The 17,987-nt window shown below is 62.0% G+C and carries 16 protein-coding genes and 1 riboswitch; of the genes, 10 read left to right on the top strand and 6 right to left on the bottom strand.

The genetic code is table 11. From position 1 onward, the window contains the following. Entirely contained in the window at positions 1-336 is a 336-nt protein-coding gene (locus BFQ01_RS13460) for a DMT family transporter (RefSeq protein ID WP_027604927.1), read from the bottom strand. Positions 337-438: 102 nt separating this feature from the next. Between BFQ01_RS13460 and BFQ01_RS13455 the strand changes: the two genes are divergently transcribed. Next, the gene (locus BFQ01_RS13455) at positions 439-1,329 is read left to right on the top strand and encodes a LysR family transcriptional regulator (RefSeq protein WP_065925646.1); all 891 of its coding nucleotides are present in this window, start codon (positions 439-441) and stop codon (positions 1,327-1,329) included. 23 nt (positions 1,330-1,352) lie between these two features. After that, the gene (gene waaA / locus BFQ01_RS13450) at positions 1,353-2,630 is read left to right on the top strand and encodes a lipid IV(A) 3-deoxy-D-manno-octulosonic acid transferase (protein ID WP_065925645.1); all 1,278 of its coding nucleotides are present in this window, start codon (positions 1,353-1,355) and stop codon (positions 2,628-2,630) included. Between the two features lie 61 nt (positions 2,631-2,691). Here waaA and BFQ01_RS13445 read toward each other — a convergent pair whose 3' ends face one another. Next, a complete protein-coding gene (locus BFQ01_RS13445; protein WP_027604924.1) occupies positions 2,692-4,131 on the bottom strand; it encodes a TolC family outer membrane protein in 1,440 nt (479 codons plus the stop codon). Positions 4,132-4,327: 196 nt separating this feature from the next. Next, positions 4,328-4,433: riboswitch (TPP riboswitch) on the top strand. 149 nt (positions 4,434-4,582) lie between these two features. Here BFQ01_RS13445 and thiC point away from each other — a divergent pair. Together thiC and cytX are read left to right on the top strand one after the other, a co-directional pair. Next, a complete protein-coding gene (gene thiC / locus BFQ01_RS13440) occupies positions 4,583-6,487 on the top strand; it encodes a phosphomethylpyrimidine synthase ThiC (RefSeq protein ID WP_065925644.1) in 1,905 nt (634 codons plus the stop codon). Positions 6,488-6,576: 89 nt separating this feature from the next. Continuing rightward, positions 6,577-7,854 carry a putative hydroxymethylpyrimidine transporter CytX gene (gene cytX / locus BFQ01_RS13435; RefSeq protein WP_065925643.1) on the top strand — a complete coding sequence of 426 codons (1,278 nt, stop codon included), beginning with the start codon at positions 6,577-6,579 and terminating at the stop codon, positions 7,852-7,854. Here cytX and BFQ01_RS13430 read toward each other — a convergent pair. Further along, complete coding sequence (locus tag BFQ01_RS13430; protein ID WP_027604921.1) at positions 7,823-8,569, bottom strand: RsiV family protein; 747 nt, start codon at positions 8,567-8,569, stop codon at positions 7,823-7,825. The two genes, cytX and BFQ01_RS13430, sit on opposite strands and share 32 nt — an antisense overlap. Positions 8,570-8,762: 193 nt before the next feature. Between BFQ01_RS13430 and BFQ01_RS13425 the strand changes: the two genes are divergently transcribed. The 3 genes from BFQ01_RS13425 to cpdA all read left to right on the top strand — a co-directional run bounded on the left by BFQ01_RS13425 (position 8,763) and on the right by cpdA (position 10,730). After that, positions 8,763-9,380, top strand: a complete 618-nt coding sequence (locus BFQ01_RS13425; protein ID WP_027604920.1) for an NUDIX domain-containing protein — start codon at positions 8,763-8,765, stop codon at positions 9,378-9,380. Then, positions 9,371-9,820 (top strand): DUF1249 domain-containing protein, encoded by a 450-nt coding sequence (locus BFQ01_RS13420; protein ID WP_017526444.1) that lies wholly within the window; start codon positions 9,371-9,373, stop codon positions 9,818-9,820. Before BFQ01_RS13425 ends, BFQ01_RS13420 begins: the two co-directional genes overlap by 10 nt. A 97-nt stretch (positions 9,821-9,917) precedes the next feature. Further along, positions 9,918-10,730, top strand: coding sequence for a 3',5'-cyclic-AMP phosphodiesterase (gene cpdA / locus BFQ01_RS13415; RefSeq protein WP_065925642.1), 813 nt, complete (start codon positions 9,918-9,920; stop codon positions 10,728-10,730). Between the two features lie 10 nt (positions 10,731-10,740). On the opposite strand, the gene BFQ01_RS13410 is transcribed toward cpdA, so the two are convergent. The 3 genes from BFQ01_RS13410 to BFQ01_RS13400 form a co-directional block, all read right to left on the bottom strand. Then, a complete protein-coding gene (locus BFQ01_RS13410; protein ID WP_065925641.1) occupies positions 10,741-11,724 on the bottom strand; it encodes a M14 family metallopeptidase in 984 nt (327 codons plus the stop codon). 75 nt (positions 11,725-11,799) lie between these two features. Beyond that, a complete protein-coding gene (locus BFQ01_RS13405; RefSeq protein ID WP_065925640.1) occupies positions 11,800-13,116 on the bottom strand; it encodes an MFS transporter in 1,317 nt (438 codons plus the stop codon). 218 nt (positions 13,117-13,334) lie between these two features. Then, positions 13,335-14,243 (bottom strand): LysR family transcriptional regulator, encoded by a 909-nt coding sequence (locus tag BFQ01_RS13400; RefSeq protein ID WP_065925844.1) that lies wholly within the window; start codon positions 14,241-14,243, stop codon positions 13,335-13,337. A 154-nt stretch (positions 14,244-14,397) separates the two neighbouring features. Here BFQ01_RS13400 and BFQ01_RS13395 point away from each other — a divergent pair, with 154 nt between their 5' ends. The 3 genes from BFQ01_RS13395 to BFQ01_RS13385 are packed head-to-tail and all read left to right on the top strand — an operon-like array spanning position 14,398 to position 17,960. Continuing rightward, complete coding sequence (locus BFQ01_RS13395; protein ID WP_065925639.1) at positions 14,398-15,006, top strand: YqiA/YcfP family alpha/beta fold hydrolase; 609 nt, start codon at positions 14,398-14,400, stop codon at positions 15,004-15,006. 54 nt (positions 15,007-15,060) lie between these two features. Continuing rightward, positions 15,061-16,965 (top strand): DNA topoisomerase IV subunit B, encoded by a 1,905-nt coding sequence (parE, locus tag BFQ01_RS13390; protein WP_027604917.1) that lies wholly within the window; start codon positions 15,061-15,063, stop codon positions 16,963-16,965. Beyond that, positions 16,965-17,960, top strand: a complete 996-nt coding sequence (locus BFQ01_RS13385; protein WP_065925638.1) for an esterase-like activity of phytase family protein — start codon at positions 16,965-16,967, stop codon at positions 17,958-17,960. The genes parE and BFQ01_RS13385 overlap by 1 nt, the downstream gene beginning before the upstream one ends. The last annotated feature ends 27 nt before the right edge of the window (positions 17,961-17,987 follow it).

Here is a 17,987-nt window from a genome sequence, read left to right as displayed (position 1 = left end):
TTAATGCCCTGCAGTTTTCGAGAACAGCTGGATGACCACCACGCCCAGCACAATCAGGCCCATCCCCAGCATCGCCGGCACATCGAGCTTCTGCCCATAGATAAACAGCGCGGCAATGCTCACCATCACGATGCCCATCCCGGCCCATACCGCATAGGCCACGCCGACGGGCACGGTACGCACCACCAGGGTCAGCATCCAGAACGCCACGCCGTAGCCGACGATCACCAGCAACAGCGGGATGGGAGTACTCCAGCCCTTGATGGCTTTCATGGAAACGGTAGCGATCACTTCCGAGCAGATGGCAATAGCCAGGTAGCAGTAGGCGGCGTTCATGGGTGAGTCCTCGGTGTAAAGCAATCTGATAAGGCCGGCATTCTAGAGTTTTATCAGATGGGGTAAAGTCATTACCTATCCGAAATTCAGATGGGTTGTGGGATGAGCATGCAATGGAACCTGGAACAGATGCGTTTGTTTGTCAGCGTCGCCGAGCAGCGTTCGTTTTCAGCGGTGGCGCGCGGGCAGCGCAAGGCGCAATCGGCAGTCAGCAACGCGATTGCGATGCTGGAGACCGACCTTGGCGTGAGCCTGTTCGAGCGTAGCAGCGGCCGCCAGCCCAGCCTCACCGAAGCCGGCAGTGTGTTGCTGGAGGAGGCCCGCGAAGTGCTGCGCCAATGTGAGCGCCTCAATGGCCGGGCACTGTCACTGACCCGCGGTGAAGAAGCCTGCCTGCGCCTGGCCCAGGATGAAGCGATGTTGTTCCAGCCGGTACTCGACAGCCTTGAGGCATTGGCGGGGCGATACCCGTTGCTGGAAGTACAACTGTCCAGCGCCGCCCAGGGCGATGTGGCGCGCAAGTTGGTGGAGCGCCAGGCCGACCTGGGCCTGCTGTTCTATCACGACCAGATCCCCGAAGCCTTGGAGCGGCGGGTGGTAGGCAGCGTGGAGATGGTCACGGTGTGCGGCGTGAACCACCCGTTGGCCAAGGAGCCCTACGTGACGTGCCAGCACTTGGCCCAGTTTCGCCAGTTGTTGATGTCGACCCAGACCAGTGTCTACCCCGGCAGCGAAGCGGCCAGCCCGCTGGTGTGGCGTGCCGACAGTTTCTACGTACTGGCCGAATGGCTGATGAGCGGCCTGGGCTGGGCGTGGCTGCCACGGCATATCGTGCAATACCCGACCTATCAGCAGCAGATGGTGGAATTGGACAGCGAATGGACGCCACCGGCCCTGGTGGTGGAGCTGGTCTGGCGGCGCGACGAGCACCTGGGCCCCGCCGCGCGCTTTCTCGCCAAACGTTTTGCCGAGTGCTTGCAGGCGATCGACTGAAAAAGCCGATAAACTCCGCCGCCATGAATAGAACTCTCTACAGCTGTCTGTTTTACTTGGCGCTGCCGTTGGTGGCCTTACGTCTCTGGTTGCGTGCACGCAAGGCGCCGGCCTATGCCCGGCGCGTCGGCGAGCGGTTTTCCTATGGCTTGCCGGCGATGCAGCCGGGCGGGATCTGGGTGCATGCGGTGTCGGTGGGCGAAAGCATTGCCGCGGCGCCGATGATCCGCGGCTTGTTGGCGCGTTATCCACAGCTGCCGGTCACCGTCACCTGCATGACGCCCACCGGTTCCGAGCGCATCCAGGCGTTGTTCGCCAACGAGCCGCGCATCCAGCATTGCTACCTGCCTTACGATTTGCCCTGTGCAGCCAAGCGTTTTCTCGATCGTGTACAGCCCCGGCTGGCGGTGATCATGGAGACCGAGTTGTGGCCCAACCATATCCACGCCTGCGCCCGGCGCGGTATTCCGGTGGCCTTGGCCAATGCGCGGCTGTCGGCGCGTTCGGCCAAGGGCTATGCGCGTTTTGCCAGGCTGACGGCGCCGATGCTATCGGAAATGAGCCTGTTCGCGGTACAGACCGAGACTGAGGCCCAGCGTTTCCTGAGCCTGGGCGCACGCCCGGAAACCGTCGAAGTCACCGGCTCGATCAAGTTCGACCTGACCATCGACCCCGAGCTGCCGCTGCGTGCCGCCGTCCTGCGCGAGCAATGGGGCGCCGCTGAGCGCCCGGTGTGGATCGCTGCCAGTACCCACGAAGGCGAAGATGACGTGGTGCTGGCGGCCCACCGGCAACTGCTCGAGAGCTATCCCAACGCGCTGCTGATCCTGGTGCCGCGTCATCAGGAGCGCTTCGGCCCGATGTTCGAGTTGTGCGCGCAACAAGGGTTTGCCACGGTGCGTCGCTCCAGCGGCGAGCCGGTGACCGCGCAAACCTCGGTACTGCTCGGCGATACCATGGGCGAGCTGTTGTTTCTCTATGCCCTGGCCGACAGCGCCTTTGTCGGTGGCAGCCTGGTCGCGACCGGCGGGCACAACCCGCTGGAACCGGCGGCGCTGGCCAAGCCGGTGATCATGGGCCCCCATGTGTTCAACTTCCTCGAAATCACCGCGATGATGCGCGAAGCGGGGGCGTTGCGAGAGGTGGAGGACGCAGAAGGGCTGGCCGAGGCCGTACGCCAGCTGTTCGAACTGCCGCAGGATGCACGCCGCATGGCGCAGGCGGGGCTCAAGGTGATGCAGGCTAATCAGGGGGCGCTTAAGCGCTTGCTGGATGGTTTGGATAGACTGATAGCTCACTGACTTAACACCGTTACCAATGTGGGAGGGTGTAGAACCCTCCCACATTGGTTTTGTGGTGTGCTCAGTAGCCCGGGCGGGCCTTGAGCTGCTCGGCGGCGGCCTTGGCCAGGTCCGGCGGCAGGAAGTCGCGATCCGGGTTGTAGTCGGCCTTGAGGTAGCGCGTCAGGTCCTGCAGGTCCCCTGGGTTCAAGGTGCCCGCCGCCTGTTTCAAGCGCAGGTTGTCGAGGATGTAGTCGTAGCGGCTGTTGTTGTAGTTGCGCACCGACGCGTAGAGCTGGCGCTGTGAGTCCAGCACATCGACGATATTGCGCGTACCCACCTGGTAACCGATTTCCGTGGCTTCCACTGCGCTCTGGTTGGAGATGATCGACTGGCGGCGCGCCTGGACCTGTTCCACATCGGTGTTTACCGCGCGGTGCAGGTTGCGCGTGTTTTCCACCACCTGGCGACGCAGGCCTTCGCGTTGCTGCTCGGTCTGGCCCAGGCGCGAATACGACTCCCGCACCTGCGAGCTGGTCAGGCCGCCGCTGTAGATCGGGATGTTCAGGCGCAGGCCGATGGTGCGCTGCTCCACATCGCCACGGTACGGCGTGCCGAAGGCATTCGGGTTGCTGAAGCCAAGGGCGTCGTTGTCACCTTTTTCATACTGTGCGACGGCGTCCAGGGTCGGCGCGTGGCCGGCCTTGCGCTGCTTGAGGGTTTCTTCGGCGGCCGTGACGGCGTAGTTGCTGGCCAGCAGGTTCAGGTTCTGGCGACCGGCGGTCTCGACCCAGGCCTTGGCGTCGTTGGGCAGCGGTGGCAACACCGGCAGCGTGTGGACAATGCCCTGGATCGAGTTGTACTGGCGGTTGGTCAGGGTAATCAGCGCTTCAAAGGCATCGTCCACCTGGCGCTGGGCCAGGATCCGGTTGGCCCGTGCAGTGTCATAGCTGGCCTGGGATTGCAGCACATCGGTCTTGTCCGACAGGCCCACGTCGAAGCGCTCGTTGGATTGATCCAGCTGGCGCTTGAAGGCATTTTCCTCGGCTTTGGTCGAGGCCAGGTTGTCCTGGGCGCGCAGCACGGCGAAGTAGCTCTCGGCGCTTTGCAGGATCAGGTTCTGTTCGGTGGCCGAGAGTTGCAGCGCCGCCTGTTCGTTGGTGGCTTCGGCGGCTTGCAGTTGGAACCAGCGATCGGCGCGGAACAGCGGCTGGCTCAGGGTCGCGCGCCAGGAGTGGGCGTCGCGGTTGGCCGTGGCGGCGGGTGTGTCGATCTGGGTGCGCACGTTATTGATGTCGGCACCGCCCGACAGGTTCGGCAGCAACCCCGCGCGGGCCTGGGGCACGACTTCTTTCTGCGCGCCATATTGGGCGCGGGCGGCAGCGAGGTCGGCGTTGTTATCCACCGCTTCCTGATAGACGCTGACCAGGTCAGTTTTGGCGGACAAGGGCGCTTCAGCTGCCCAGACCATTCCGTTGGTCGCACAAGACACGGCGAGAGCCAGTGAGAGTTTGCGCAGCATGAGGCGATCCCTAGTGTGAATATTACGGTGATAATTTAACGCCCAAGGCTAAGACGGGCCATTCCTGGCGTCAAGCATTGTGGCGGCAATCGAGTGTAGTGGCGCTGACTCGGCGCAACAATCCCGCAATCACGCCATTCATCACGCTGAATGCACCGCTATTGGCAATTTGCCCACGGCATGGTCTAGACTGGCCGAGTTCTTGTCGGGGTGCCTTGTTGGAAGGCTGAGATCGGTAAATACCGGATCCCGTTGAACCTGATCAGGTTAACGCCTGCGTAGGGAACAAGATTTCTCGTCCCCCGGCGAGTCCTCTTGTGCTTCGTCCGGGATGTTGTTCGACCTTCGAACAACCCTCGTGCACCAAGCACAGCACTGGTTTCAGTGCATCCGTCCGTCACAGGTTCGCTCCGACAAAAAATCCACCGCCTGGATAGTTGGAGAGCCCGTGATGAGCACAGAAATAAAAAGTACAAAACTGAAAAACACCGTGCATTTGAGTGAATCGGCCAAGGTCGACTCCGGCTCCGTGCAGCCGTTTACCCGCTCGCAAAAAATCTACGTGCAGGGCACTCGCCCGGACATTCGCGTACCCATGCGCGAAGTCAGCCTGGACGTGACCCCCACCGACTTCGGCGGCGAAATCAATGCGCCCGTGGTGGTCTACGACACCTCCGGCCCGTACACCGACCCGAATGTGATCATCGATGTGCGCAAAGGCCTGGGCGATGTGCGCTCGCCGTGGATCGAAGCGCGTGGCGACACCGAGCGCCTGTCGGGCTTGAGTTCGCACTTTGGCCAACAGCGCCTGAGCGACGCGGAGCTGACTGCGCTGCGTTTCGCCCACGTGAAAAACCCGCGCCGCGCCAAGGCCGGGGCCAACGTCACGCAGATGCACTACGCGCGCAAAGGCATCATTACTGCGGAGATGGAATACGTCGCCATCCGCGAAAACATGAAGCTGGAAGAGGCCCGAGCCAGTGGCCTGCTCGACCAGCAACACGCCGGCCACAGCTTCGGCGCCAGCGTGCCGAAAATCATCACCCCTGAATTCGTGCGTGAAGAAATCGCCCGTGGCCGCGCAATCATCCCGGCCAACATCAACCACACCGAACTGGAACCGATGATCATCGGCCGTAACTTCCTGGTGAAGATCAACGGCAACATCGGCAACAGCGCCCTGGGTTCGTCCATCGAAGAAGAAGTGGCGAAACTCACCTGGGGCATTCGCTGGGGCTCGGACACCGTGATGGACCTGTCCACCGGCAAGCACATCCACGAAACCCGTGAGTGGATCATCCGCAACTCGCCGGTGCCGATCGGTACCGTGCCGATCTACCAGGCCCTGGAAAAAGTCGGCGGCGCGGCCGAAGACCTGACCTGGGAGCTGTTCCGCGACACCCTGATCGAACAGGCCGAGCAGGGCGTCGATTACTTCACCATCCATGCGGGCGTGCTGCTGCGCTACGTGCCGCTGACCGCCAAGCGCGTCACCGGCATCGTGTCCCGTGGCGGTTCGATCATGGCCAAGTGGTGCCTGGCGCACCACAAAGAGAACTTCACCTACACGCATTTCGACGAAATCTGCGAAATCATGAAGGCCTATGACGTCAGCTTCTCCCTCGGCGACGGCCTGCGCCCAGGCTCGATTGCCGACGCCAACGACGCCGCGCAGTTCGGCGAACTGGAAACCCTTGGCGAGCTGACCAAGATCGCCTGGAAGCACGACGTGCAAACCATGATCGAAGGCCCCGGCCACGTGCCGATGCAGTTGATCAAGGAGAACATGGACAAGCAGCTCGAATGCTGCGACGAAGCGCCGTTCTACACCCTCGGCCCACTGACCACTGACATCGCGCCGGGCTATGACCACATCACCTCCGGCATCGGTGCGGCGATGATCGGCTGGTTCGGTTGCGCCATGCTCTGCTACGTCACGCCCAAGGAACACCTGGGCCTACCGAACAAGGATGACGTGAAGACCGGGATCATCACCTACAAGATCGCCGCCCATGCGGCGGACTTGGCCAAGGGGCATCCGGGCGCGCAGATCCGCGATAACGCCTTGAGCAAGGCACGCTTCGAGTTCCGCTGGGAAGACCAGTTCAACCTCGGCCTGGACCCGGACACCGCGCGTTCGTACCACGACGAAACCCTGCCGAAGGACTCGGCCAAGGTCGCGCACTTCTGCTCCATGTGCGGGCCGAAGTTCTGCTCGATGAAAATCACCCAGGAAGTGCGCGAGTACGCGGCCAATCAGCGCATTGACGCGGTGGATGTGGACGTGGCCAAGGGCTTGGCGGAGCAGGCGGAGCGGTTCAAGCAGGAAGGCAGTCAGTTGTACAAGAAAGTTTAAGCGGCAAGCGGCAAGCTACAAGTTAAAAGCTGAATCTGCTTTTTCTTGCGGCTTGCGGCTCGTAACCATGTTCTCTTGAGACTTCTGATTTGAACACTTATTCCCCTGACATCGCGGTCACCTCCGACAAGCGTGTCTTCGGCGCCCGCGACCTGTTCTCCCTGTGGTTTTCCCTTGGCATCGGCCTGATGGTCCTGCAGACCGGTGCCTTGCTCGCGCCGGGCCTGGGCTTGTCTGGCTCTTTGCTGGCGATTTTCCTCGGCACCCTGGTCGGCGTGCTGTTGCTGGCTGCCGTCGGTGTGATCGGCAGCGACACCGGGCTGTCCGCCATGGCCACCCTCAAGCTCAGCCTCGGGGCCAAAGGTGCGAGCCTGCCGGCGTTGCTGAACCTGTTGCAACTGATTGGCTGGGGCTCGTTCGAGATCATTGTGATGCGCGATGCCGCCAGCCTGTTGGGCGCACGCACGTTCAGCGACGGCAGCCTGTTGGCCAGCCCGTTGCTGTGGACACTGTTCTTCGGTGGTTTGGCGACCTTGCTGGCGGTCAGCGGGCCATTGACGTTCGTACGCCAGATCCTGCGCAAATGGGGGATCTGGCTGCTGCTGGCGGCCTGCCTGTGGCTGACCTGGAATCTGTTCGCCAAGGCCGATCTCGCCGCACTCTGGGCCCAGGCCGGTGACGGTTCGATGCCCTTTGCCGTCGGCTTTGATATCGCCATCGCCATGCCGCTGTCGTGGTTGCCGCTGATTGCCGATTACTCACGCTTCGGCAAGCGCGCCAAGAGTGTGTTTGGCGGCACGGCGCTGGGCTTCTTTATCGGCAATTTCTGGCTGATGAGCCTGGGCGTGGCCTACACCCTGGCGTTTGCGCCCAGTGGTGAAGTGAATGCGCTGTTGCTGGCGCTGGCCGGGGCTGGCCTGGGGATTCCGCTGTTGCTGATCCTGTTGGACGAGTCGGAAAACGCCTTTGCCGATATTCACTCGGCGGCGGTGTCCAGTGGGATGCTGTTGCGCGTGAAGGTCGAGCACCTGGCCCTGGCCATTGGTGTGATCTGCACCCTGATCGCCTGTTTTGCCCCGTTGGCGCAATACCAGAACTTCCTGTTGCTGATCGGCTCAGTGTTTGCGCCGTTGTTCGGCGTGGTGCTGGTGGATCATTTCATCCTGCGCCGTCGTGCTCATGGCACGCTCGCCGGCCTGCGTTGGCCGGCACTGTTGGCCTGGCTGGGTGGCATCGGCACGTATCACCTGTTGGCCAACCTGTACCCGGGCATTGGCGCAACCCTGCCGGCGCTGGTGCTGGCAGGGTTGTTGCAGTTCATCCTGGGACGGGCCTTCAGCGGCGCGCGGGCACCAGCTCAGGCTTGAGGATGCCTTCCAGGCGCGAGTAGGGGATCTGCAACTCGACATGGCCCAGGGCGTACGGCGCGATGGTGCTGGTGGGGTACTTGAGGATCACGCCCCCGTAGGTCAGCGCCACGTTCGGGGTTTTCTGGAACGGGTAGGTTTTCACGAACTCCGGTTCCAGGCTCAGGCGGGTGCTGATCAGCCAGCTGTTGTGGGCCACCTGGGCGGCTTTCCAGAACGCGTCTTCCTTGCCTGGCAGCAGCATATCGCTCAGCCACAGGGCCTTTTGCTGCTGGCGCGAATAGTTGATGAACGCGCGGCCAGGCTCGCCGTGGGTGGCGCCCTGGTCCAGGTAGCTGGACAGCTCGATGATTACCAAACCGTCATGCTGCTCCCGTACCTTGGCCTGCAAGTACATGCTGTTGCGTGGGGCGGCGGTGCCGAGGAATTGCTCGCGATAGGACTCCAGGCTCGACGGCAGCGGGTCGCCCGCGTTGGTACGGGTCATTTCCAGCAGGCGTTGTTCGATCAAGGCATCCAGCTTGGGTTCCTTGGCAAAGTGCACGGTGTCGATATTCACCAGCGGGCAATCGCTGGCGGCGCAGCCCGGCTTGCTCTGCTCGCTGGCGTCGCGGGTGGCTTCCAGCGGTGTGCGATAGCTGGGTTGGAACAGGCTTTGGCAGGCGCCGAGGGTCAGGGCGATGCAGGCCACGGAGGCGATTTTTAAAAGCGACATGGATGTCCTTCGTCTATCGATAAGAGCGAAATTGTGCAGCTTCGACTACCAGCAAGGCAGTCAGTTCGCCACTAAGCTGATTGAGCGTGAGTTTGACCTCCTCCGTCTGGCCCGGCAACCGCAAAGGGGCTGCACCAAGGGGCACGAGCGCGTTAGGATGGCGCGAATTGCACCGGACATGATGAGGAAGGGTATGACAGACATTGCGAAATCGACGCCGAGCACGATCGAGATTGTTCAGCGCGACAATGCCTACAAGGGCTTCTACCAGCTCGATCGCGTGCAATTGCGCCACGAAAAATTCGCTGGCGGCATGAGCCGAGTGATCAATCGCGAAGTCTTCGTCCGTCACGACGCCGTGTGTGTTCTGCCCTACGATCCGCAGCGTGATGAAGTGGTGCTCAACGAGCAGTTTCGCGTGGGTGCCATGGGCCGTACCGACAATCCATGGTTGATCGAGATGGTCGCCGGCCTGATCGACAGGGATGAGCAGCCGGAGGAGGTTGCACACCGCGAGGCCGAGGAGGAAGCTGGGCTGACGTTCTCCGCACTGTGGCCGATCACCAAGTATTTCCCGTCGCCCGGTGGCAGTACCGAATTTGTCCACTTGTACCTGGGTCGCTGCGACAGCTCGGGGGCCGGTGGTGTCCATGGACTGGAAGAAGAGGCAGAAGACATCCGCGTCACGGTCTGGGCTTTTGAAGACGCCCTGCAAGCCGTGCGCGACGGCAGGATTTCCAACGCAGCCAGCATTATCGCCCTGCAATGGCTTGCGCTTAATCGCGCGGAAGTGAGGGGGTTATGGCAGTAAAGGCACGGGAACGTTATCGAGTCGACCTGATCGGGCTGCAAGCCGCCTGCGAGGCCAACTATGCGCGGCTGATGCGCCTGTTGCCCGACATGCGCCACACCCCGGAGGCGCGCCGCATCGGCGTGACTCATGGCGACCAGATGCTGGGCGTGCTGGCCCTGGAAGTCATCGTCAATTGCCCGTACACCACCACCCTGCGGGTGCGCCAGGAACACAGCCTGCCGTGGCTGCCGGTGCCGCAGCTGGAAGTGCAGGTGTACCACGATGCGCGGATGGCCGAAGTGATCAGCGCCGAACATGCGCGGCGCTTTCGCAGCATTTATCCTTACCCGAATGTGTTCATGCACCAGCCCGATGAGAAAGCACAGCTCAATGTGTTCCTCGGTGAATGGTTGAGCCACTGCCTGGCCCTGGGCCACGAGTTCGAAGTCGTGCGGTAGATGTGAACTGCGTCTGCTTCCTGGGTTTCCTCTTTGCGCCCTGCCCCAGCATAATCGCTCCAACTCTATATTCCTGTGATTGCCTTGGGAGAGCGCCTTGCCGAGCGTATCCACCTTGAACCCAGATGCTGCGCTGCTGGTGCAGCTGTCCGACAGCCACCTGTTTGCCGAGGCCGACAGCCTGCTGTTGGGCATGAACACCCGTGAGAGCCTGCAGCGGGTGATTGGATTGGTGCGCCAGCAACAGCCGCACATCGACCTGGTAGTGGCCACGGGGGACTTGTCCCAGGACGGTACGCTGGCGTCTTACCAGGCATTTCGTGACCTGACTCAGCAGATCAAGGCCCCGGCGCGCTGGATTCCCGGTAATCACGACGAACCGCAGATTATGGTGCACGCCGCCGCGCACAGTGACCTGCTGGAGCCCGTAGTGGACGTCGGCAACTGGCGTATCACCCTGCTCGACTCCGCCGTGCCGGGCTCGGTGCCGGGCTACCTGCAGGATTCGCAGCTGCAATTGCTGGCTCAAGCCTTGAGCGAAGCCCCGAACCGCCATCATCTGGTGTGTTTCCACCATCACCCGGTGCCCATCGGCTGTGCGTGGATGGAACCTATCGGCTTGCGCAACCCCGATGCGTTGTTTGCCGTGCTGGACCGTTTTCCGCAGGTGAGGGCAGTGCTCTGGGGCCACGTGCACCAGGAGATCGACCGCGAGCGCAACGGCGTGCGCCTGCTGGCTTCGCCGTCCACCTGCATCCAGTTCGCGCCGGGCAGCGAGGATTTCAAGGTCAGCGAGCAAGCGCCGGGTTATCGTTGGTTGCGCCTGTATGCCGACGGACGGTTGGAGACCGGGGTGGAGCGGGTCGAAGGCTTCGCCTTCCAGGTGGACTACGGCAGTGACGGCTATTGACTCTCGGCGGCTAAATATCCAGAACCTTCGCCAGCCTCACTACCGTAACCCCTGGACCCAACTGCCGCAGCGAGGGCTGGATCAACACGCAGTCGTCATGGGGTGTGACGATCTCGCGCCGGTCGTCCCGAGCGATCACTGTTCCAGCCTGGGCTATGCGCTCAAGGCCGCGGAAGTCATCGGTAAAACGGAAGTCCATGCTGTGGGCGATCACCGGTTCAGTGACTTGCAGGCATTGCTGGGGCCCCGGCTTTTCCTGGCTCAGGAGCTTCAAGACGTCGGCCTCGGCGACTGCATCAGTCGCCATCAGGAAGCGTGCGGCAATATCGAGGGCGACGTGTTGGCTTTTTTTAGAAAAATGTTGGCCGGTCTCGATCAGCAGTGCGTTTTTTTGGCTGGCGGGATCGCCAAACCCACCATAGTCACGCATACGCCGGCCATTGGCGTGGCCGGCGTCGACCACCACGGTTGCCGGTACGCCTAACGATTTTGCGAATTTCAGGCCTTTGGCGCAGGCCCCACACATCATCAGTGGTGGGGATTCTTCGTGCATCGAATGGATATCGAGCAGCAAGTCGACACTGTCGATCAGCGGTCGCAGCTCACGTGCGCGACGCAGTTCCACGGAGTCTCGGTCGCCGTCCAGTGTTGATGGTAGCCAGACACGGTTCATGTCCTCGTCGACAAAACGGGTGGCGTCAATGTCGTGTGGGTCGAAGCGGTGATAGGCCTCGATATTGCCGAACGCCAGTGACAAACGGCCTTTGCGAGGGCGCACGCCGCTGCGCAGCAAGGCGTCTACTGCGATTGCTCCGCTGACTTCATTGCCATGGGTCAGTGCCATGACCAGCACATGTGGCCCAGGCGTGCCGCTGTCAAAACTGTGGACATAGTCGATCCCGCAGTTGCCGGCTTTCCATTGGCTGAGATCGGGGAACTCGACTTCCACAGGGTACGGTGTCAGTGATGCACGAACCTGCTCAAGGGTTTTCATGTCTGCCTCCGAGGGCTCAAGGTGGGTACCTTGTCGCGGGGGCGAGCCGCGACAAGCAGGGGGGACTCGCGGCCCTTAACTGGCGCAGGGATGGGCGCTGCGCATGCGCCGGCCCAGGCAGGCGATCGCCAGTACGCTGATCAAAATGGTTGCCATCACATAAAAGCTCGGCGCCAGTTTGCTGCCGCTTGCCTCGATCATCCAGGTCACGATCAACGGGGCGAAACCACCAAACAGGGTCACGGAAAAGTTGTAGCTCAGCGCCAGCCCAGTACCGCGAATGCTGGTTGGGAAGATGTCGGCAAGCATTGCCGGGATTGGCCCCAGGCAGGCCGCAATCAATACGCCGACAAGCGCTTGCACGACCAGCAGCGTGGAGAAACTGGGGAAGATATTGAGCAGCAGGAACATCGGATAAGACGACAGTCCGGTAATCGACAAGGCGATGGTCAACACTCGGAATCGCCCGTGGCGATCGGAAAGCCCACCGAAAATCGGGGCCATGAGCATCAACGTAATGCCGGTCATCAGGGCCCCCAGGTAGGACGACGTGGCAGTGATGCTCAGTTGTTTAAAGGCGTAGATCGGCATGTACAGCTTATGCACGTAATTGAATGCGGTCGCGCCCGCCACCACGCCGATAGCCAGCAACAGGCTGACGTGCCCTTTGATCAGGACATCCCGCAGTGGGGTCTTGACCGCTACGTTGGCTACGTTTTTCTTGAAGTCCGGCGTTTCATCGATTTGTCTGCGAATGTAAAAGCCTACCGGCCCGATCAGCAGGCCGAAGCCGAAGGCTACACGCCAGCCCCAATCGTTCAACTGCACATCCGACAGCGCATAGCTGAGGATCGCACTGACACCCGCCGCCAGCACAGTTGCCAGCCCCTGGGTAGACAATTGCCAGCTGGCAAAGAAACCCCGTCGCCCGGCGTCGGCGTGTTCGACCATGAACGCGGTCGCCGCGCCAAATTCGCCGCCCGTGGAAAACCCCTGGAGCATGCGGGCAACGATGATCAGCAGCGGCGCCGCCAGGCCGATCTGCTCGTAGGTCGGGGCGAACGTAATCATTGCGGTGCCGACCAGCATGATCATGATCGACAGCGTCAATGACGCCTTTCGTCCGGCTCTGTCGGTGTATGAACCGAGCACAATGGCGCCCAGCGGGCGCATCAAAAAGGAAATGCCGAACGAGCCTACGGCCAGCAGCAATGAGGTGGTTTCGTTATCGGACGGAAAAAACTGTTTGCCGATGACGACTGCAAAATAGCCATAGATCAGTAAGTCATAGAACTCCAGCGCGTTGCCGACGCTGGCAGCGATGATCTCTTTCCATGGGCCGCGCCGGGTGGGAGCTCGGGCCGATGATAAGGCGGATGATTGAGTTGTCATGAGTGTGCACCGGGTTTGTTTCACTGTTGGCCTACGGACTCTCCGAACCGCAGCGCGGCCTGGCGACATCGAAGGCGTTAATTGTTATGGGTGAAAGCCCGGATGAAAGTGAACCAAAGGCGGCAGAACGGCAATTGCTCTTTCGGCACAGATTTGAGCTGTTTCGGCACGACCCGGCAGGTTGTTGCCGGCAGCGGTGATAGAGCGCGTAAATCCGGCTACTGGGTGGTGGAGGGGGTCAAGGCTGTCCATATCCTCATCACCATCTCGCTCCGGTTGGCGCGCAGGCGATGCAGCGAAACGTCGAAACTGACGCAAAATTCGGCGCCCCCCGCCATCAGCAGCTCGCCCGATGCCAGCGCGTCGTTGACGACCATGCGCGGCAACCACGCCAGCCCCCGGCCACGCTTGGCCATTTCCAGAATGGCGTCATAGGAGTCCGCTTGGTAAACCATTCGCAGCGCCAGGCGCTGCGGCAGTCGATCCAAATGCCGGGCCAGTACGCTGCGCAGTGTCAGAGTGGGTGAGAAGGCCAGCCAAGGGATGGGCAGGGCGTTGCTGTCGGCGAGTATCTGCAGTTGCGGCTGCCCAGGGGCGCTCGGGGCGCTGACCGGTAGCAGTTCCTCCTTGGCCAGTACTCGGGAGTCGAAGTGCTCCGGGTCCAACAGCGTCTGGGTCAGCGGGCTGGAAAAACTCAGCAGCAGATCAACCTCGCCGGCGGACAACCGGCTGATCGCTTCTTGCGCACCGCTGGTGAGCAATGACACCGCAAAGCTGCCCAGTTTCGGGTGCAATGACTCGTACCAATCGGGGAAAAAGTCACAAGCCAGGGTCCGGCCGGTGGCGATGCGCACCGGTTCGTCGCGGCTGAGGGTGTCATTTTTGAACTGCGCTCTGACAGTGCCCAGCAATTCCAGCGATTGAGTGGCGGCATCAAGGAACAGCAGGCCGCAGGGTGTCAGTGACAGGGGTTGCTTGCGCTCGATCAATGGCGTGCCGACCCATTCTTCCAGCGCCCGGATACGTCGACCGAACGCTGGATGCGTGACACAGCGATTTTCGGCGGCACGCGACAGGCTGCGAGTGCGCGCCAGTTCGACAAAATCCTCAAGCCATTCAAGTTGCATGGTGTTTCCCCGCTTGAAGTCGGGCCACTGGCCTCCGGCCATATATCCGGGTTCCCGAGCCGCAGATAGTACCGTCAGCGGCGATCGGCTGCACCCACAAGCCCCCTGTTCCCTGTAAACTGCGCCTCTTTGGCAGCCCCAGCGAGGCCCCGGCATGTCCGCTTCGATCCTGTATATCCACGGTTTCAACAGTGCGCCCGCGTCCAACAAGGCCTGCCAGCTGGTTACCGTGATGGACACCCTGGGCCTGGCTGATCAATTGCGCGTGCCGGCCCTGCATCACCATCCCCGTCAGGCAATTCCTCAATTGGAGGAAGCCATTGCCCAGCTGGGGCGGCCGCTGCTGGTCGGCAGCTCGCTCGGCGGCTACTATGCAACTCATCTTGCCGAGCGCCATGGCCTCAAGGCACTCCTGGTCAACCCGGCGGTCAGCCCCCATCGGATGTTCGACGGTTACCTGGGCACCCAGAAGAACCTCTACACCGATGAAACCTGGGAACTGACCCACGACCATGTCACGGCGCTGGCCGAGCTGGAAGTACCGGCGCCCCAGGACGCCGCGCGTTACCAGGTGTGGTTGCAGACCGGCGATGAAACACTGGATTATCGCCTCGCCCAGCAGTATTACCGGGCCTGTGCCTTGCGCATCCAGGCCGGTGGCGACCATGGTTACCAGGGGTTTGCCCGGCAATTACCGGCATTGTTGAGTTTTGCCGGCATTGGCGCAGATCAGTATCAATCCTTCGATTTCTCGGCACTGTAATTGCCTTGGAAATTGCAGGTTACTTTTTAATCGAACGACTCACGACGAGACCCCATGGCCACTCCCAGCGCTAGCTCTTATAACGCCGACGCCATCGAAGTCCTCTCGGGCCTCGACCCGGTGCGCAAACGCCCCGGCATGTACACCGACACCAGCCGGCCGAACCACCTTGCCCAGGAAGTCATCGACAACAGCGTCGACGAAGCCTTGGCCGGGCACGCCAAGTCGGTGCACGTCATTCTTCACGCCGACCACTCCCTGGAAGTGTCCGACGATGGTCGCGGCATGCCGGTGGACATTCACCCGGAAGAGGGTGTGTCGGGCGTCGAGCTGATCCTCACCAAGCTGCACGCCGGCGGCAAGTTCTCCAACAAGAACTACCAGTTCTCCGGTGGCTTGCACGGTGTGGGTATTTCCGTGGTCAACGCCCTGTCCACGTTGGTGCGGGTCAAGGTCAAGCGCGACGGCAACGAGTACGAGATGACCTTCGCCGATGGCTACAAAGCCACCGACCTGCAGGTCATCGGTACCGTCGGCAAGCGCAATACCGGCACCAGCGTGTACTTCGCGCCGGACCCTAAGTACTTCGATTCGCCGAAATTCTCCATCAGCCGCCTCAAGCACGTGCTCAAGGCCAAGGCCGTATTGTGCCCGGGCCTGCTGGTGACCTTTGAAGACAAAGGCACTGGCGAGAAAGTCGAGTGGCACTACGAAGACGGCCTGCGTTCCTACCTGGAAGACTCCGTCAGTGATTTCGAACGCCTGCCCAACGAGCCGTTCTGCGGCAGCCTGGCCGGCAACAAGGAAGCCGTCGACTGGGCGCTGCTGTGGCTGCCCGAAGGCGGCGACAGCGTGCAGGAAAGCTATGTCAACCTGATCCCCACCGCCCAGGGCGGCACCCACGTCAACGGCCTGCGCCAGGGCCTGCTGGATGCCATGCGCGAATTCTGCGAATACCGCAGCCTGCTGCCGCGTGGCGTGAAGCTGGCGCCGGAAGACGTGTGGGAGCGCATTGCGTTCGTGCTGTCGATGAAAATGCAAGAGCCGCAGTTCTCCGGCCAGACCAAGGAACGCCTGTCGTCCCGCGAAGCGGCGGCGTTTGTCTCCGGTGTGGTCAAGGATGCTTTCAGCCTGTGGCTCAACGAGCACCCGGAACTGGGCCTGGCCCTGGCGGAACTGGCGATCAACAACGCCGGCCGTCGCCTCAAGGCCAGCAAGAAGGTCGAGCGCAAGCGCATTACCCAGGGCCCGGCATTGCCGGGCAAGTTGGCCGATTGCGCCGGGCAGGACCCGATGCGCTCCGAGCTGTTCCTGGTCGAAGGTGACTCCGCCGGTGGTTCCGCCAAGCAAGCGCGGGACAAGGAATTCCAGGCGATCCTGCCGTTGCGCGGCAAGATCCTCAATACCTGGGAAGTCGATGGCAGCGAAGTCCTTGCCAGCCAGGAAGTGCACAACATTGCCGTGGCCATCGGCGTCGACCCAGGCGCAGCCGACATGAGCCAGCTGCGCTACGGCAAGATCTGCATCCTCGCCGACGCCGACTCCGACGGCCTGCACATCGCGACCCTGCTGTGCGCGTTGTTCGTGCAGCACTTCCGTCCGTTGGTGGATGCCGGTCACGTCTACGTCGCCATGCCGCCGCTGTACCGGATCGACCTGGGAAAGGAGATTTTCTACGCCCTGGACGAAGCCGAGCGCGATGGCATTCTCGACCGCCTGGTGGCCGAGAAGAAGCGTGGCAAGCCGCAGGTCACCCGATTCAAGGGCCTGGGTGAAATGAACCCGCCGCAACTGCGTGAGACCACCATGGACCCCAACACCCGGCGCCTGGTGCAGTTGACCCTGGAAGACTTCGCCGCCACCTCGGAAATGATGGACATGCTGCTGGCGAAGAAACGCGCGCCGGACCGCAAGTCCTGGCTGGAATCCAAGGGCAACCTGGCTGAGGTCCTGGGCTGATGCGCACAGGTGTCGCCCTGGCGATCCTGATGTTGAGCGGGCTGGTGGCCACTTCGGTAGTTGCCGCGCCCGTGGCTGAGCTCAAGCTGGTGTCCGAACACCCGGTGGACGGCATGCGCGGCGGGAACCTGTCGGGCCTGGCGCTGTGTGGCAAAGAGCTGTGGACGGTTTCCGATCGTGATGACGACCAGATCTACCGTCTCGATACCCGTGCGCCGACCTGGCAAGCCGAAGCGGTAAGCATCGATGTGCCGCCGGTGCCGGAATCCGGGCTGCCCTGGGGGCTGCGTTCGCGCACCAAGGCTGCGTCGTTCATTCGCGGCGGCGACCTGGATTTCGAAGGCATCACCTGCGATGCCGCCGGCAATCGCTACATTGTCAGCGAAGCCCATGCGGCGGTGCTGCAAGTACCGGTGAGCGGTGCGCCTGAATGGTTGAAGATCGCCCCGGGCATGGTGCGTGAAGCCCGGGCCAGTGGCATGTTGCTGCACTTCAATGCGTTGTTCGAAGGCCTGGCAATCAACCCCGAGGGCAATCAGATCTGGCTGGCTGCGGAGCGTGAGCGGCGCGGCCTCATCTCCATCAAGCGCCCGCAAAGCCTGTGGGATTGCGACGGCCCTTGCGTGTTGCTGAGCGAGGCCGGCCAGGAGATGCAGCCGGCCAAGTTCGTCGGTGCCAAGGCGGTGTCCAAGGATTTCGCCGATCTGTCACTGTTCAACGGCAAGCTGTTTACCCTGGAGCGCAATGCGTTCCAGATCTGCCGGCGCGATACGGTCACGGCCAAGGTCGAGCTGTGCTGGTCGTTCGCCGACGAAACCCTGACGCCCGAGCGGCGTTACGCCCAGCCCTATGGCCTGGCCGAAGCCCTGGTGCTGGACGCAGACGGTGCCTGGCTGGGCATCGACAATAATTTCGGCCCCCGCGCCGATGGTGAAAAACGCCCCATGGTCTATCGTTTTGCCGCCCCCGCTGGCGGCTGGAGCGCCCAGCCATGAGCCGCTACTTTTTTGAATCGATCCGGC

It is taken from the genome of Pseudomonas sp. 8 R 14 (assembly GCF_900005955.1).
In the GTDB taxonomy this organism is placed as follows: domain Bacteria; phylum Pseudomonadota; class Gammaproteobacteria; order Pseudomonadales; family Pseudomonadaceae; genus Aquipseudomonas; species Aquipseudomonas marginalis.
Note: the sequence above shows the minus strand (reverse complement) of the source record. Positions and strands in the feature narration are given on the sequence as shown.